The 17310-nt window shown below is 58.5% G+C and carries 13 protein-coding genes; 4 read left to right on the top strand and 9 right to left on the bottom strand.

Annotated elements, in window-relative coordinates:
- The first annotated feature begins 64 nt into the window (after positions 1-64).
- On the top strand, positions 65-688 hold the full coding sequence (locus ACFOZ5_RS17470) for a QsdR family transcriptional regulator (RefSeq protein WP_379889713.1): 624 nt from the start codon (positions 65-67) through the stop codon (positions 686-688).
- Between the two features lie 46 nt (positions 689-734).
- On the opposite strand, the gene ACFOZ5_RS17475 is transcribed toward ACFOZ5_RS17470, so the two are convergent.
- The 8 genes from ACFOZ5_RS17475 to ACFOZ5_RS17510 form a co-directional block, all read right to left on the bottom strand.
- Positions 735-1490: an SDR family NAD(P)-dependent oxidoreductase gene (locus ACFOZ5_RS17475; RefSeq protein WP_379889716.1), complete on the bottom strand. Its 756-nt coding sequence runs from the start codon at positions 1488-1490 to the stop codon at positions 735-737.
- Positions 1491-1540: 50 nt separating this feature from the next.
- On the bottom strand, positions 1541-1966 hold the full coding sequence (locus ACFOZ5_RS17480) for a hotdog fold thioesterase (protein WP_379889718.1): 426 nt from the start codon (positions 1964-1966) through the stop codon (positions 1541-1543).
- Between the two features lie 144 nt (positions 1967-2110).
- The gene (locus tag ACFOZ5_RS17485) at positions 2111-3526 is read right to left on the bottom strand and encodes an aldehyde dehydrogenase family protein (RefSeq protein WP_379889720.1); all 1416 of its coding nucleotides are present in this window, start codon (positions 3524-3526) and stop codon (positions 2111-2113) included.
- 54 nt (positions 3527-3580) lie between these two features.
- On the bottom strand, positions 3581-4690 hold the full coding sequence (locus tag ACFOZ5_RS17490) for a zinc-binding dehydrogenase (RefSeq protein WP_379889722.1): 1110 nt from the start codon (positions 4688-4690) through the stop codon (positions 3581-3583).
- Between the two features lie 42 nt (positions 4691-4732).
- Complete coding sequence (locus ACFOZ5_RS17495; protein ID WP_379889725.1) at positions 4733-6535, bottom strand: acyl-CoA dehydrogenase; 1803 nt, start codon at positions 6533-6535, stop codon at positions 4733-4735.
- Between the two features lie 302 nt (positions 6536-6837).
- Entirely contained in the window at positions 6838-8022 is a 1185-nt protein-coding gene (locus tag ACFOZ5_RS17500; protein ID WP_379889728.1) for an acetyl-CoA C-acyltransferase, read from the bottom strand.
- A 234-nt stretch (positions 8023-8256) separates the two neighbouring features.
- Complete coding sequence (locus ACFOZ5_RS17505) at positions 8257-10353, bottom strand: 3-hydroxyacyl-CoA dehydrogenase NAD-binding domain-containing protein (RefSeq protein WP_379889730.1); 2097 nt, start codon at positions 10351-10353, stop codon at positions 8257-8259.
- Positions 10354-10772: 419 nt separating this feature from the next.
- Positions 10773-11567 carry an IclR family transcriptional regulator gene (locus ACFOZ5_RS17510; protein WP_379889865.1) on the bottom strand — a complete coding sequence of 265 codons (795 nt, stop codon included), beginning with the start codon at positions 11565-11567 and terminating at the stop codon, positions 10773-10775.
- 965 nt (positions 11568-12532) lie between these two features.
- On the opposite strand from ACFOZ5_RS17510, the gene ACFOZ5_RS17515 reads away from it, so the two are divergent.
- Together ACFOZ5_RS17515 and ACFOZ5_RS17520 are read left to right on the top strand one after the other, a co-directional pair.
- Positions 12533-13858 (top strand): hypothetical protein, encoded by a 1326-nt coding sequence (locus tag ACFOZ5_RS17515; RefSeq protein ID WP_379889732.1) that lies wholly within the window; start codon positions 12533-12535, stop codon positions 13856-13858.
- 246 nt (positions 13859-14104) lie between these two features.
- Complete coding sequence (locus ACFOZ5_RS17520; RefSeq protein WP_379889734.1) at positions 14105-14827, top strand: hypothetical protein; 723 nt, start codon at positions 14105-14107, stop codon at positions 14825-14827.
- Positions 14828-14998: 171 nt separating this feature from the next.
- Here the strand turns inward: ACFOZ5_RS17520 and ACFOZ5_RS17525 are convergent, their stop codons facing one another.
- Complete coding sequence (locus ACFOZ5_RS17525; protein WP_379889736.1) at positions 14999-16228, bottom strand: ISL3 family transposase; 1230 nt, start codon at positions 16226-16228, stop codon at positions 14999-15001.
- 123 nt (positions 16229-16351) lie between these two features.
- On the opposite strand from ACFOZ5_RS17525, the gene ACFOZ5_RS17530 reads away from it, so the two are divergent.
- Positions 16352-17260, top strand: a complete 909-nt coding sequence (locus tag ACFOZ5_RS17530; RefSeq protein ID WP_379889738.1) for a DUF4351 domain-containing protein — start codon at positions 16352-16354, stop codon at positions 17258-17260.
- Positions 17261-17310: the final 50 nt, after the last annotated feature.

The following is a 17310-nucleotide window of genomic DNA, read 5'->3' on the forward strand; positions in this document are numbered from 1 at the left end:
AATGTCAAAAAAGGTAGCGGCTGTAACACGTTTGCTACTTTTTAGTGCCTAAAGTGAGACCCCCGTGGCAGTAACACAATCTCCGCTACAGCGCGAACTGCAGAAAACCCGCAAGCGGTCTTCCGGGGCCACACCGGAGGATGCGTTCAACAAGGCCCGCCGTACCTGGCTCAAGGGCCAACGACTGCATCTGGCCGAACTGGCGGAAGAGCTTGGTATTGGCCGCGCCACCCTGTTCCGGTGGGTAGGCAACAAGGACCTGTTGCTGGGGGATATTCTCTGGTCACTGTATATACCGATCCGCAGCTCAATCGTGGCATCCACGCCAGGGCATGGCATTGAGTATATTGTAGAAGTCTATCGGCGGGTTAACATCGAACTGATTACTGCCAAGCCCCTTCAGGAGTTCGTCAAGCAGGATCCCGAGCATGCCCTGAGGGTACTCACCTCCTCCGCCTCCACCATGCACGGTCGTGTCGTAGAGGCCAATACAGTGATGATCCAACAGCAGATCGACAAGGGCTATCTGGAAAAGCCCCCCATGCGGGTAGAGAGTCTTTCCTATTTTATGGTTCGCCTGGCGGAGTCCTGCCTGTATTCAGACGTTATTCTGGGCCGGAAGCCGAACATCGAGGAAGTCGAGGAAGCATGCCTCGCGGTGCGTATCCTGCTGGGCGGCAAGCCCTGAGGACAGGACTCACCGCGTTTGCAGCATCGACAGTACCTGCGGCCTATTACATATTGGCGCGATGCTGCGCGCCATCCACTGGAATACAGGCGCCCGTCACCCAGCTGGCCGCGTCCGACGCCAGGAATACCGCCACATTGGCCACCTCATCCGGTTTACCGAAACGCCCCCAGGGAATGCGCTCCAGTGTGCTGTGGTAGCGGGGCGAATTTGCCTTCTCAGCTTTGTCCCAGACCCCACCGGGAAACTTGATGGAACCCGGCGCAATGGTGTTGACCCGGATTCCGTCAGGGCCGTGATCCACCGCCAAAGACTTGCCATAGCTGATCAAGGCTGCCTTGGTGGCGGCGTAGGGCTGAGTCGTACCGACCTCAATGCCTGAAATCGACGACAGGATGATGATATTGCCGCTGCCCGCTGCCTTCATCCAGGGCAGCACCCTGTCCACTGCCCGTACCGTCGACATCAGATCCAGGGTGATGTTGGCATCCCAGGCCTTGAGATCGTTACCGGCCCCCAGGGCAGAGACATTGCTGACGAGGATATCCACGCTGCCGAGCTCCTGGCGCGCGTTATCCAGAAAGCCATCAAGGCTGTTCTTGTCACCAACATCACAGGCTTCGGCATAGCCTTTGACGCCCAGCGTTTCGATCTCATTTTTTGTGTCCAGCAGCGGCCCCTCACTACGGGCACAAATGGCGACATTAACGCCTTCCGCAGCCAGTGCCAGCGCAATCGACCGGCCAATACCCTTGCTTCCGCCGGTTACGACGGCATTTTTGCCTTTTAGACCCAATTCCACGGAGATAGCTCCTTTTTGTGATTATTTGCCACGGAATCCGTGGCTAATTCTTAAAGATTGATCACTGCCATGGTAATCCGCGAAACGCACACCAGCTTACCCTCGTCCGTCTCGATACGAATCTCCCAGACCTGGGTGGAGCCGCCGACATGCAGCGGGCGTGCGGTACCGTGCACCCAGCCTTTCGACACGGATCGGATATGGTTGGCATTGATCTCGAGCCCGACACCCGCGGTGCCCTCCTTGCGCAGGCAGTGGTTGGCCGCGACGCTGCCCAGGGTTTCCGCCAGCACCACCGAGGCACCGCCGTGGAGGATGCGGTGTGGCTGCACAGTGCGCTCATCCACCGGCATCCGCGCGCTGATGTAGTCGTCACCGACATCGGTAAACTCGATACCCATATGGGAAACCGCGGTCTCCAGGCTGTGTTCCGTCATGCTTTCGATGGTGGGAGTAATCGTCCAGATACTGCTCACGGGGGTGCCCCTCTCGTTATTGGTGTTGGTCTCTGGCGGGCAGCGGGAAAACCGGTTGGAGCTGCCCACAAAAAAAACGGGCATTCCCCCACGGGAACGCCCGTTTTCATTAGGCTACTATATTTACCCGATCAGGCCCGGGTATTACAACTGTAGCGCACGAACCTCGAGGAATTCCTCCAGGCCCCACTTGCCGAACTCGCGGCCGATGCCGGAGTGGCCGAAGCCACCGAACGGTGCCAGCGGGTTGAAGGCACCGCCGTTGACGAATACCTGACCGGTGCGCATTTTGCCGGCCAGTTTCTTCGCCTTATCCTGGTCACCGGACCAGACAGCACCCGACAGGCCATAAGCCGTGCCGTTGGCGATGCGGATCGCCTCTTCTTCGGTCTCATAGGGAATGATGCACAGCACCGGCCCGAAGATTTCTTCCTGGGCAATACGGCTGTTGGGGTCGACGTTACCGAATACGGTTGGTTTGACGAAGTAGCCGTCTTCCAGACCTTCCGGTGCCTCGGCGCCACCGGCCACCAGGGTAGCCCCTTCCTCGATGCCCAGCTTGATGTAGTCACGCACCTTGTCGCGCTGGTCCGCGGAGGCCAGCGGGCCCAGACGGGTGTTCTCGTCCATCGGGTCACCCAGCTTCACGCCGTTGGCAATAGCACCGGCAATCTCGCAGGCCTGGTCGTGCTGGTCCTTGTGTACCACCATGCGGGTCAGGGCAGTACAGGTCTGGCCACTGTTCATCAGGCAGTTCATGAACGAGCCTTTGACGGCGGCTTCCAGGTCCGCATCCGGCAGGATGACGGAAGCGGATTTGCCACCCATCTCCAGGGCGATACGCTTGAAGTCGTCCGCCGCTGCATGGGCAATCAGGTGACCGGTACGGGTAGAACCGGTGAAGGACACCATGCGCACCTTCGGGTGCTTGATCAGGGTGTCGCCCACTTCCTGACCCAGGCCACAGACCATATTGAACACGCCCTTGGGCAGGTCCGACTCGTCCAGGATTTCCGCCAGGATAAACGCACTCTGGGGAGACACCTCACTGGGCTTGAGCACGATGGTGCAGCCAGCGGCCAGGGCCGGAACCACCTTCAGGATGACCTGATGCAGCGGGTAGTTCCAGGGGGTGATACAACCAACAACGCCTACCGGTGCGTACTGCACCTCGGAGTTACCTGACTGCTCGGCAAACGGGTAGTCCGGCAGCATGTCCAGGTAGGTCTCGGTGACCTTCATCGGCATACCGGCCTGGATCATGCCAGCCAGCTTGATGGGCATACCCACTTCACGGGCTACCGCCTGGGCGATTTCAGGGGCACGCTTCTGCAGGCCTTCGTGCAGCTGCTTGAGCACCTTGATGCGCTGATCCAGCGGCGTTTCGCTCCAGCTCTCAAACGCGGCATCGGCGGCGTCGATGGCCTGCTCCATGGCGGCACGGTCGGAAGACGGCACCTTGGCGATGACCTCACCTTTGGTACCTTCGTGCACGTCGATGGTATCGCCGGACCAGTCAACCCACTGGCCGTTGATGTAGTTCTTGCTCAGGTTGTTCATTGTTGCGCTCCTTATCGGGAGTCCGTTTTATTAGAGAAAATCAGGCCACAGGCGTTATTCGAAAACGATCACGCCTCGGGCATTCTTGCCTTCCAGCATGTCCTCAAAGGCCTTGGGCGCTTCGTCGATGCTGTAGGTCTGGGTGATCAGCTCATCCAGCTTCAGGCGGTTGGCCTTGTAGAGATTCAGGATCTTCGGGAAATCATACTGGGGCCGCGCGGAACCCAGCCAGCTGCCTTTCACGGTGCGCTCATCCGCGGTCAGGGCAAAGGTGCTGATGGACGTCTTGTCCTTCATGTCGGCGACACCAACCACCACCACGGTACCGGCACGGCCCAGGGCCTTGTAGGCCTGCTCGACCACATTGCCGTTACCCACGCACTCGAAGGCATAGTCTACGCCGCCGCCACTGAGTTTCTTGATGGCCTTGCTGACGTCTTCTACCTCATTGATGTTGATGGTGTGCGTAGCGCCAAACTCCCGGGCCATCTCCAGTTTCTTCTCGTTGGTGTCCACGGCGATGACCATCTCGGCACCGGCGGTCACACAACCCTGGATGGCGTTCAGACCAACACCACCGATACCGAACACGGCGGCACGGGAACCCGGCTCCAGATCAGCGGTATTGAACACGGAGCCGACACCGGTAATCACCGCACAGCCCACCAGGGCCGCGCTGGCCATGGGCACGCCTTCGTCAATTTTTACGCAGTTATCCTGGTGCAGGGTGGCGTACTCCGCCATCACGCCACAGGCGCCGAACACGTACAGGTCTTCACCATCCTTGCCATGGGTACGCACGGTACCGTCCGGCAGGGTGACCAGGGACTTCTTGGCGTTTTCACACAGCACCGGACGACCTCGCACACAATTGCGGCACTTGCCACACATGGTGATGAAGGTGCTGACCACGTAGTCCCCTTCTTTCAGGTCGGTGACGCCTTCGCCCACGTCGACCACCACGCCGGCGGCTTCATGACCGAGTACGAGGGGTGGTGGGTACTGGATCTTGCCGGTGGTGGCGGAATGGTCACTGTGGCAGACGCCACAGGCCGCAACCTTGATGGTGACTTCGCCCCGCTTGGGAGCATCGACGGTGATGGTTTCCACCTGAACAGGCGTGCCCCATTCGCGGCAAACAACAGCTTTTGCCTCACGGCTCATGGTATATCTCTCCTGCTTGATAGATCGTTATTGGAAAACCGGTCAGAAGCTTTCTGCTTCCACATCCAGGGCGGCAGTGTCCACTTCCTTCAACAGCCGGGCCAGCCCCTGCACCCTGGGCAGTTCATAGCGACTGAAAAAGTCGCAGGCGTTCAGCTTGCCCCGGTAAAAGGCCTCGGGTTGCGGGCCGCCGTTATCCAGCGCGCTGGCAGCCACCAGAGCCTGGCGCAGCCAGAGCCAGCCCACCACCATATGTCCGAAGGCTTCAAGATACAGTGACGCATTGGCGAGCGCACGCTCTACCTGCCCCTCTTTCTTCACAGCCAGAATAATGTCAGTCGCCTCAGACAACTGGCTAACGGCGTCCTCAAGGCGCTGCGCGTTGTCCGCCAGCCGCTCGTTGGCTTTTGCCTCTTCAACAGTGGCCGCGATGCGACGCAGCAGCTCCTGATAGTAGCGTCCACCAGCCATGGAAACCTTGCGTCCGAGCAAGTCCATCCCCTGGATACCGTGAGTGCCTTCGTGGATCGGATTGAGGCGATTGTCCCGGTAGAACTGCTCCACCGGGTATTCCCGTGTATAACCATAACCACCGTGCACCTGAATGGCCAGGCTATTGGCTTCCAGGCAATACTGGGAGGGCCACGACTTGATCAGCGGTGTCAGCAGGTCCAGCAGGCCGGCGGCCATCTCGCGATCTTCATCGGTTTTCGCCACCTTCTTCTCGTCCACAAGCCGTGACCCCTGCAGGGCAAGGGCAAGCCCCCCTTCCACATAGGCTTTCATGGTCAGCAGCATACGGCGGATGTCAGCGTGTTCGATCAGTGGCACCTGGGGCGTTTGCGGATCCTTGTTTCCCACTGGCCTGCCCTGGCGGCGCTCGCGGGCGTATTCCAGGGCATGAAGGTAACCCGTATAGCCCAGCATGACGGCACCCAGACCCACCCCGATGCGGGCCTCGTTCATCATATGGAACATGGCGGCCAGACCATTATGGGGCTCGCCCACCAGGTAGCCCACGGCACCGTCCTTTTCACCAAAGTTGAGCATGGTGGAGGTGGTGCCCCGGTAGCCCATCTTGTGGATCAGGCCTGCCAGGGCCACGTCGTTGCGCTCACCCAGGCTGCCATCCTCGTTCACCAGGAACTTGGGGACGAGGAACAGGGAAATACCCTTCACGCCGGGAGGCGCGTCCGGCAGGCGCCCCAGCACCATGTGAACGATGTTTTCGCTCAGCTCATGGTCGCCGGCGGAGATGAAGATCTTGTTGCCCTTGAGGCGATAGCTGCCATCACCGGCCGGCTCGGCACGGGTGCGCAAATCACCGAGGGAGGAGCCGGAATGGGGCTCGGTCAGGCACATGGTGCCAAAGAAGCGGCCAGCAAGCATGGGCTCGGCGTAGCGCTGCTTCTGCTCGTCGCTGCCCTGGGTGAGAATCAGGTTGGCCGCCGCGATGGTCAGCCCCGCGTAGGCCTGGGTGCCCACATTGGCGCCCTTCAGAAGCCCCACACACATCTGGCCCACGGCGCTGGGCAGCTGCATGCCACCCCGCTCGAAATCCTGGCTGGCTGCCAGCAGGCCGGTTTCCTTCAGTACATCCAGGGCTTTTTTTACTTCCGGGCGCATGACCACCCGGCCGTTCTCGAAGGTGGGCTCTTCCTCGTCCACCGCCCGTGCATGAGGAGCAAACTCTTCGGCGGCCACCTTCAGGGCCAGGTCCAGCGCTGCCTGCAGGGTTTCACGGCTATGGTCGCTGTAGCGGTCGTACTGGAGGAAATCTTCAACCTGGTGAAGTTCGAACAGCTGGAATTCGAGATCACGGGTGTTAATGATGTTCTGTTGCACTACATCGGTTCCTTGGAGATTCGGGGTTTTCCCCCACTTCATCGCCATACATTCCCTCTCCCCCGGAGGGAGAGGGCCAGGGTGAGGGGGAGCGCCCGAAGGGCGCTGGAAGCCAACCGTCGCTCCACCCCAGGCAGCCCTTGTCAGGGTGGCAGCGATCAGACCTGGGAAAGTGCCTGCCCCACCCTCTCCCCAGCCCTCTCCCCTCAAGGGAGAGGGAGCAGGAAAGGAGTTCGTCGCCACCCCGGATGGCTATAAAAAAGGGGGCGAACTCTCGCTCGCCCCCTCTTCAATCCGCCTGTTTATACCACTTCAAACAGGCCGGCAGCACCCTGGCCGCCGCCGATGCACATGGTCACCACCACGTACTTGGCGCCGCGACGCTTGCCCTCGATCAGGGCGTGGCCGGTCAGGCGTGAACCGGTGACACCATAGGGGTGCCCCACGGAGATGGAGCCGCCGTTAACGTTCAGCTTCTCCATGGGGATACCCAGACGGTCACGACAGTAGACGACCTGGGAGGCAAAGGCTTCGTTCAGCTCCCACAGATCGATGTCGTCCATGGTCAGGCCGTTACGCTCCAGCAGACGCGGAATGGCAAACACCGGGCCGATGCCCATCTCGTCCGGCTCGCAGCCGGCGACAGCGAATCCACGGAAGATGCCCATGGGCTCGATGTTGTTCTTCTCGGCGTAGGTGCTGTTCATCACGGTGCACACGGAGGCGCCGTCAGACAGCTGGGAGGCATTACCAGCGGTGACGAAGTTGCCTTCACCACGAACCGGGTCCAGGCCCTGCAGGCCTTCCAGGGTGGTGTTCGGACGATTGCACTCGTCCTTGTTCAGGGTGACCTGCTTTTCGCTGACTTCGCCGGTTTCCTTGTCCTTCACCATCATGGTGGCGTCAAAAGGCACGATCTCGTCATCGAACTTGCCGGATTCCTGGCCGGCAGCAGTGCGCTGCTGGGAAATCAGGGCGTACTCGTCCTGAGCCTCGCGGCTGACGTTGTAGCGCTGGGCCACGATGTCGGCGGTCTCGATCATGGACAGGTACAGCTCCGGCTTGTTCTTCATCAGCCATTCGTTGGTGGCGCGGAACTGGTTGAGCTTGTCGTTCTGCACCAGGGAGATGGACTCGACACCCCCGGCGACCATGGCGGGCACCTTTTCGGAGACCACACGCTGGGAGGCCAGCGCAATCGCCTGCAGGCCGGAGGAACAGAACCGGTTGATGGACAGGCCGGCAGTGGTCACCGGCAGACCGCCACGGATGGCCGCCAGACGGGCCATGTTCTTGCCCTGGGCACCTTCGTGGAAGGTGGCGCCGAGGATCACGTCCTCAACGATGTTCGGATCGATACCGGCGCGCTCAACGGCGTGCTGGATAACGTGGCCAGCGATATCAACGCTGTGGGTGTTGTTCAGCGCGCCCCGGTACGACTTGCCAAGACCGGTACGGGCAGTGGAGACGATAACTGCATCAGGCATTTGCTTGTCCTCTTGAAACGGTTTTTGCTGCGGTTCCCGCACCTTCCTGATTTCCAGGTAGGTGCAGGGGGGCCTGTTTTTATCCCCTCTCCCCTGGAGGGAGAGGGTTAGGGTGAGGGGGAGCACCCGAAGGGTGCCTGAAGCCAGGCACCGGAGTTGACCGCTCCCCCTCTCCCCCGCCCCCTCTCCCGCCGGGGGAGAGGGGAGGCCAAGCCGCAACAATTCAATAAAGGCTTACAGGTCGCCGAACTTCTTGCCTTCAGCTACCAGCTTCTCCAGAAGCGGAGACGGCTCCCACTGCTTGCCGCCGACTTCCTTGTGGTACTTCTTCACGGCGTCCAGGATCTTGTCCAGGCCGATCTGGTCTGCCCAGAACATGGGGCCGCCACGGTAAGCCGGGAAGCCGTAGCCGTAGATCCAGGTGATGTCGATGTCCAGGGAGCGGTCGGCAATGCCTTCGTCCAGGATCTTGGCGCCTTCGTTGATCATCACGTACATGCAGCGCTCGAGGATTTCCTGGTCGCTGATCTCGCGGGGCTCGATACCCTGCTCCTTACGGAAATCAGCGATGATCTGATCCACTTCCGGATCGGGGATCGGCTTGCGGTTGCCTTCCTCGTACTTGTAGGTACCGGCCATGGTCTTCTGACCCAGGCGGCCCTTCTCGACCAGCTTGTCCATCCAGCTCGGCGGTACATTCTCGCCGGCCTTGCGGCGCTCTTCGCGAATGCTGTGGCCGATATCGATACCCGCCAGGTCACCCATGGCAAACTGCCCCATGGGGAAGCCGAGGTCGGTCAGCACCTTGTCCACCTGCTGTGGGCTGGCGCCATCGTCCACCAGGGACATGGCTTCGGCACCGCGCTTGTGCAGCATGCGGTTGCCCACGAAACCGTGGCAGTTGCCAACCAGTACGCCGACCTTCTTGATCTTCTTGGCCAGGGCCATGCCAGTGGCCTTCACTTCGTCGGAGGTCTTCTCGCCACGGACGATTTCCAGCAGCTTCATGACGTTGGCCGGGCTGAAGAAGTGCAGGCCAATCACATCTTCCGGACGCTTGGTGGCGGAAGCGATCTCGTCGATGTCCAGGGTGGAGGTGTTGGAGGCCAGGATGGCGCCGGGCTTACACTTGGCGTCCAGCTCGCTGAAGATCTTCTTTTTCAGGTCCATGCTTTCGAAGACGGCCTCGATCACCAGGTCCTTATCCGCGAAGTCATCGTAGGTCAGGGTGCCGTCGATGAGGCTCATGCGCTCTTCAACTTGCTCCGGGGTGATACGACCCTTCTTGGCGGTGGCTTCGTAGTTCTTGCGGATGATGCCCAGGCCCTTGTCCAGGGCTTCCTGCTTCACTTCCGCGATGGTGACGGGAATACCGGCGTTGGCGAAGTTCATGGCGATACCGCCACCCATGGTACCGGCGCCGATTACACCCACTTTCTTGATGTCACGTACCGGTGTGTCCTTGGGCAGCCCCGGAACCTTGGAAACTTCACGCTCAGCGAAGAACGCGTGGATCAGGCCGGCACGCTGGTCTGACTCCATCAGTTCGCCGAACAGTTCGCGCTCGCGCTTCATGCCTTCTTCGAAGGAAGAGGACGTATAAGCGGCCTCCACGGCCTCGGTGCACTTGAACGGTGCCAGCAGGCCACGGGCCTTCTTCTTCAGACCTTCGCGGAACTTGTCAAAGACATCGCTGCCCTTCTCGGCCTCCAGCTTGTCGTTCTGCTCGCTGACACGACGCACCGGTTTGCCTTCATCGACAACCTTCTGTGCAAACGCCAGGCCGGCAGCCTTGACGTCGTCATTGCTGGCCACTTCATCGACAATGCCCAGCTCAGCGGCATTCTTCGCGGCAACAAACTCACCAGAGGTGATCATTTCCAGGGACTTCTGGGCACCTGCCAGACGCGGCAGACGCTGGGTACCACCGGCACCGGGCAGCAGGCCCAGCTTCACTTCCGGCAGCCCCACCTTGGCGCTGGGTACGGCAATACGGTAGTGACAACCCAGAGCCACTTCCAGGCCGCCGCCCAGGGCAGTGCCGTGAATGGCCGCGACAACCGGCTTGTCGGTGGCTTCGATGAAGTTGACGACCTCCGGCAGACCCGGCTCCTGCATGGGCTTGCCGAACTCACGAATGTCTGCACCGGCAATAAAGGTGCGACCGTCACATACGATGAGGAGAGCCTTGGCGTCCGCATCATCACGACCTTGCTGGATGGCGCCCTGGATACCGGTACGAACGGCGTGGCTGAGCGCGTTCACCGGCGGGTAGTTGACGGTGATAACGCCGATGGCGCCTTCGCGGTTATAGGTTACGACGTCGGACATAGATCCTCCTTGCGCAAACATGGAATGGAGTTTTATTAAGCGAAACAGACCGGAGATTTAATACAAGTTTGCGGAATGTTTCAACCTTCGCTGGCTAAACAGCAACCAGATTTCCTTGAGGAACACGATTGTACGCCTCTTGACGAGGGTGAGAAAAACACGGGGCTGACCGAAAAAACGGTGAGGATGGTGGTTAACGCCCTGTAAGAAAATGAAGGCAACGTTATTGCCCAGCTTCACTGTAGGGAGAGGGCTACGGTCACAGTAAGAGGGAGCACTTTAAAGCCCCTCTCCCTTGAGGGGAGAGGGGTTGGGGAGAGGGTGGAGCCAGCAACTCCGCAGTCCGGCGCCTTTCACCCTCACCCTGTCCCTCTCCCCTCAAGGGAGAGGGTGCCAATATCGCTGGCAGGTGCTTTGCACTAGACCCCGAGCGACTCGATATCGCTGGCCAGCATCGCCAACTGATGGGCGATGGAGCTACGCAGCTTGTCGCCGGACACCAGATAGGATGGGGCGGCACAGGTCAGAGCCATGGTGGTGCCATCCTGGAGGCGAACCGGCACGCCAGCGGCATTGATATTGCGGTCCCACTCACCCAGCGTCAGGCAGAAGCCATGCTCCCGGTAATCTTCCAGGGCCCGGTCCAGGCCTTCCTTCTTTTCCGGCCAGCCTTCAGGGCCGTATTTCTCGGCCAGGGCTTCCATCACAATCTTGCGACCGTCTTCGGTAAGAGACGACACATAGGCACGGCCGGCAGCGGTGGTAGCCATGGGCAGCTTGAGGCCGATTTCCATGCGCAGCAGGGAGGCTTCCGGCGGCATCCGGTTTTCCACATAGATCATATGCAGGCGGTCGCGGCAGGTCAGGCCGACCGACATGTTGTTGCGACGGGCGAACTCATCCATGTAGGGCTTGGCAAGCTGGCGCACCTTGAGATTGGAGACATAGGCATAGCCCAGCGCCAGCACGCCCGAGCTGAGCTGGTACTTTTCCAGCACCGGGTTATAGCTGAGGTAGCCCAGCCTGGTCAGGGTATAGGTCATACGGGACACAGTAGGCTTGGGGAGCCCGGTCAGACGTGCAATGTCCTGATTACCCAGGATGACCGAACCCTGGCTGAATGCACGTAGTACATCCAGCCCGCGGGAGAGGGCCTCTACAAACTTGCGGTCCTTCTCCGGCTTTTCCGGTGCATCCGGGGACGCTTCGACCAGATCTGCTTTTGTTTTAGTATTCAAGGTCATAGTTTCCGGTGCCTCAAAAAGCCCCGGGGGCACCAACCCGAACGCACCGGATTGCAGCGTATCCCCCAGGGCACTTCAGTAAAATGAACGTTAACCTCAGCAGCCGCGCATTTTACGTGTACTACCGTCTCACGGCCATGGCCTGACCCAAAAAACCCCAAGAATCAGCCCAGAGCGAAGCGCCAGGAAAGAACCGTCGCCACCCCAGCAAGCTCACCCGCCTGGCGAACCAGAATAACGGGAATGGCGGCCATTTCGGTATAACGTTCTGCCTTGCGGAACAGCTTAGTTAATTAGGAGGAAAGATGCCAACCGCAATTTGGTAACGGTAGGCAGCTATTGAAGGAAGAAAGATCACCACCAGCCGCAACACAGCCCGTGGGCCCATGCCTTCGCACTCAACCGGGCAACCTCAGCCGCCCAACACTTAGCTAAGCACCCGTTTCATTCTGCAACACCATTTCTCAAAAAAAGAGTAAAAAAGTCATCAGAGCTATTGCATGACAAAAAATTTATTCCTACTATCCGGGGGACTGCTAACTGGAAGGCATCCTGACTGAAGTGGCTAATGATAGGCTGCAGTCGGAGCAGAGAACAAAAAAAGCACCACGGAAGTGTGACTCTTATCAGACACACGAAAAAAAGTGTTGTCCCAGCCCGAAAAGGCTATTGCCTTTACCGGTTTCTCTGCTAAGACTGTACCTGATCATTTGCCCATAACTGCCTTGATTGGACTGCAATTTGCACCAGCCAGGGGCGGGCAGTCGACCAGAACACCAACAGGCTTCAAATGGCCTGACATGAACTGGCCACAGGGATAACAACCGGAGGTTTGACAGAGCAAAAAGGAATAAATACAGCAAAAACAAGCACGTAGTAAAGCGTCACTGAGTCCAACAATCGAGTCGATGAGACAAAAATAAGGGTTTAAAACCATGGCACAACAAAGCAAGATCACTTCCCGCCCGATGACCAAGGCACTGGGAACCGCATCCATCCTGAGCATGGCAATCGCCGGCGCCAGCGTCGCGAATGCTATCCAGACAGATTTTGGTGTTACTTACCAAGCCGACGCCTTTTATGTAGACGGCGACGCCTACGGCAACGACGGTTCAGGCAACGGCCTGGCCAACCTGCTGCGTCTGAAAGCTGACTTCAAAGACGAAAACACCGGAGTTTCCCTGCACACCAGCATCCAGCTGGCTGGCGACACCTGGACTGGTGACACCCGTGATGATGCCGGCCCCGGTTACAGCAGCCAAGGCAATGAGAGCGTCACCCTGGACACTGGCTACGTCCAGATCCCAGTTGGAGGCAACCTGATCCGTGCCGGTCGTCAGGCGGCCAGCTGGAACAACTGTCTGCTGGTCTGTGACGACCGTCGTGACCGTATCAGTTTCCTGGCACCCACCAGCATCGGTACCTGGGTTGCACTTTATGACCGTCGTCTTGATGTCCTCGGAACTCCTAACGGCGTCTTCGATAGCAATGACAGCGGCGACATGTTCTCTGGCGGCCTGATTACCCGCCTGGGTGGCATGAATGTTGGCCTGCTGTATGTTCACTTCTTCAAGAACTCTGAAGATGCAATCTACCCGTTCCAGAACGTACACATCTTTTCCCCGTACATCAGCGGCTCGATCACCGACGGTGTCAACTTCGCCACTGGTATGAACTACGTTTGGGGCAACGAGGATAGTGACGGCGATTCACCTTTCGGTGATGGAACAGTAAGCGGCCTTGACTTTGGAGCCGGCTATTCCGGTTATGCGCGCTTGCACGGTAATGCCGGCATGCTGGACTGGGGTGTGCAGTACGTGGGCGCTATTGACGGCGGCCTGGTTGACCCGGGTTTCGACACCTACTCCAGCCTGCTGAACAGCAACCCGGCTTCCACACAGAACCCAACGTCCCTGGCGAGCATGGGTCGTGGGTTTGGCATGGAAGAGTATGACGAGCACCTGGTTATCGGTAAGCTTGGCTTTAACGTGACTCCCAAGCTGAAGCTGACCGGCGCCGTGGGCTGGTTCAGCGCCGACATCGGTCAAATGGACGTTGATGACACATCCATGATCTATGACATCAGCGCCAACTACCAGGTCAATGATGCAGTGAGCACTGTCGCGTCTCTGGGCATCATGACCGAGAACGAAGCCGGTGTTAGCGGCGGTGGCAACAACATGTATACCACTGGTGCTGCTACCGACTTTGATGACGAAGACCTGATGGCAGCCAACGTAGGTCTGCGCGTCAAGTTCTAAGGTTGAGCTTAATCAGGTAATTTAGCGACCCTCGGGCGGGTCAGGGCATTGCCCTGACCCGCCCTTTTTGTTTTTATGCCAATAATTCCATCCCCGCCAAGCTTTATCAAAGGTTTCACAATCATGGACATGAAGTGCCGTATCTTTCCCGCCGTTTGCCTGACAACCCTGCTGATCGGTGGATGTGTCTCTTCGGACCAAGCAGAAAAGCAATTAGAAGCAGCAGACTCGGAAGCTGGCCTCAATATGGAGGAAAGTGAATGGAGCACGCCGTTCTGGGAGCGGGGTGGATCAACCCCGGTTGAAGAGCGCAATCGCGAGGTCTCATCCTCTTCCGTTACGGCTATACCCGCCAGCGGCCAGCTTCGCACCAATCTGGCAATCATCGGCGCCTCCGACTCCCTCTATCGGGAACTGGACAATACCGCCGCCGATTATGGTTTCCGGCTGATCCCCCGATCGGAACTGCGGGACGCCCTGACCAACACTCCAGCCTGTGGCGACACAACCTCGGCAGACTGCGCCGAAGCCCTGGCTGCATACCCTGGCTCGCGTCTTGTGGTCACCGTTGAGGACGGATCGTCCGTAACGATCGTGGATGCCGCCAGCGGCGCCCGCTGGGGCACGACAGATCTGACCTCCGGTAAACAGGGTGAGGAATTGCTGGAGCTGGCCTCACAGCGGGCCGACATCGCCCCCTGGGCCATGAAAGCCTTCCGCGCCGATGACGGCCGACTGTACCTGTCAGCAGGCCGCGCCAATGGCCTGGAAGCCGGCGACGAGCTGGCCATTCATGAGCCTGGCACCCTCGTCCGCGCCCCCAATGGCCAGCCCATCACCTGGCGCGTCGGTGAGCGAGTGGGTACCCTGCGTATCGGCGAGCTGTTCGGCAGCGACCTGGCGTCGCTGGTGCCGGCAGACGGGCAACGCCCGACGCCGGAGCATGATTTGATTCTGATTGAGGACTAAGCAACAAAGACTGCATCCCAGGCGAAACCCCTCACACGCCTGATCAGGGGCGACCACTTAGTCGCCCCTGTTTTTGCCTATCCCTTATTCATCTACTGATATCCCTTCGTTTTCGACACGTTGACACGCAAGTGTTTGTCGCTAAGATGCTGTATATATTTGGCTCTTCACTTATCCGTGTGGGTTAGGTGCCATAGGCAGCCCGCCATAATGGAACAAGATTGCCCGTTTGAATCTTTCTTTGCTCCGGAATCCCCGAGACCGCACCTTTAAAGCTCGAACCTGTCCGTTGATTGCCTCCGCTAGTCCATTGGAGGCCTGGAAACGCATGGCGTTGAGAATGCCAAACAGCTTGGTTTCGATCTGGTTGGCCGTTGAGGCTAAAGCTCGAACTCCTGTCAGTCGAGCCATGTGAATCCATTCCTGCCAGGCCGCGCGAGCGCCTTTGACGCGATAGCCCTGCCAGATGTCCCGTGCCTTCTCCTTGAGGTACCACACCAGGCCGGTGTCTTTGAGAGCATCAGACAGGGCCCGGATTTGCTGAATCTGCTGCCCCTCAAGGCTCTTGCGATGGCGTAACCAGGTGTATCGGCTTCGGTGGATCTCCTGACGCATCGAGTGATCCGCCCGCGCCATATCAGCCTTGCGAGTGGCATCCAGCGTCCGGGTCAGCATCTGTGCAACATGGAAGTGATCGAAGGCGATCTTCCGATGGGCTTTCTCAATATGGGCAAACGTCGCTTTCTGATACGCCGGACTCATATCCATGGATACCGAAATGATCGATTGCTTGCGCGGCTTCTCCAGGCTGTCGTAAAAGCGACCGAGGCTGTCTGAGGACCGGCCGTCTTCCACCGCCAGAACCTGGCCCTGGGCATTGGAAACGATCGTCACGTAATCGTGCCCCTTACGGAATGCAGTCTCGTCGACAGCCAGCCGTGTTGTATCGCGGTCGGGCGCATTGGCCAGGCCCCGACGCACAGCCCGTTCCATGATGTTGTCGATAGCAGTCCAACTCAGGCGCAGCTGTTTGCTGACCGCTGAGATTGAGGCTGCTCTGAGCCAGCTAATAACAAAGGCTTCAAATAGCAGCGTGTACCGGCTGTTCTGCTCAGCCCAAGGTACGCTGACCGTCAGGCAACCATGTTCCGGACATTGCACGCGGGGGACCTGGGCAACTACCTGCGTTCGAAACTGGCAGGTGTCGAGGTGACGCCAACGACGTTCCCGGGAGTCGTAACCCGGGCAGGCACGGCCACAACGGGGGCAGACAAGCGCTGTGCCTTTATCTATGTCGACCTGGACAACGACTTCGCTCTGGCTTTTATCAAGCTCAACGTCTGAGACAAACCAAGGAGCTGAGAGCCCAAGAATCTGTTCGTAGAGGGTGCATTGATCCAATGTCGGCCACCATCCATCGGGTTAATCGGATGGGATAACATTGACCAAAAACGGCAGGGAAATAAAGGGTTACCCACTAAAAGAAGTGAAGACCCATATATTTTCAGTGTATGGATGCACAGCATGGCAAAGGACCATCGGTATAGCCACGACCAGAATTTCAAGAACCTGATTCTCGACTATCCCCTGAAGGCGCTGGAAGTTTTCTGCCCCCAAGAGGCCGAAGCCCTCGACCAGGAGAATGTCCGCATCATCCCGTTACGGCAGGAACAACTCAAGGAAAGACTCGGCAATCGTTTCCGGGAACTGGATGTGCCGTTGCTGGCAGAATGGCCTGACGGTCGAAGAGAAGCGCTGCTATTCGTGCTCGAAGAAGAGTCGGACCCTCGCCGATTTTCGATCCATCGCCTCGCCCACTATTGCCTCGATCTGGCAGAACTTTGTGATACCCAGCGGATTGTCCCGGTGGTCATATTCCTGCGCACAAGCGGAAACGAAACAGACCATTTAACATTGGGTGGCGACCACCACCAATACCTGAACTTCCGCTACATACGCTGTGCACTTCCAGAGTGGGAAGCTGAAACCTGGTGGGATAGCCCTAACTTGGTCGCAAGACTGCTGCTGTCCGTGATGCATTGGCGTGATGACCAGAAACTGGAGGTTTATGCCCGTTCAGTAAGAGGCCTCACAACGCTGGAACCAGACCCCGAAAAGCAACTCAAGTACATTGACTTCATCGACATCTACTCAGCCCTGGATGATAATGAAATGGAACAGTACAAGGCACGGTACCCGCAGGAGAACCAGACCATGACAAGCCTGAGCGAGCGCTTGAGAGCAGAAGGCATGGCCGCCGGAATTCAAAGTGGCGAGCGAGCAGTGTTGATTCGACTCCTTGAACGTCGCTTTGGTCCACTGAATTCTGAAATTTTGGCTTGCCTCAACGACGCAAGCCAAAAACAGCTGGAAACCTGGGCTGACCGGATACTGGATGCCGAATCATTGGACGAGATCTTTCAAACGCATTAATTCGAAAATGGGTTCCGAGGCTAAAGAACTAACCGAATACCCTTTTGAGC

The organism is Marinobacter lacisalsi (assembly GCF_042651045.1).
GTDB lineage: Bacteria > Pseudomonadota > Gammaproteobacteria > Pseudomonadales > Oleiphilaceae > Marinobacter > Marinobacter lacisalsi.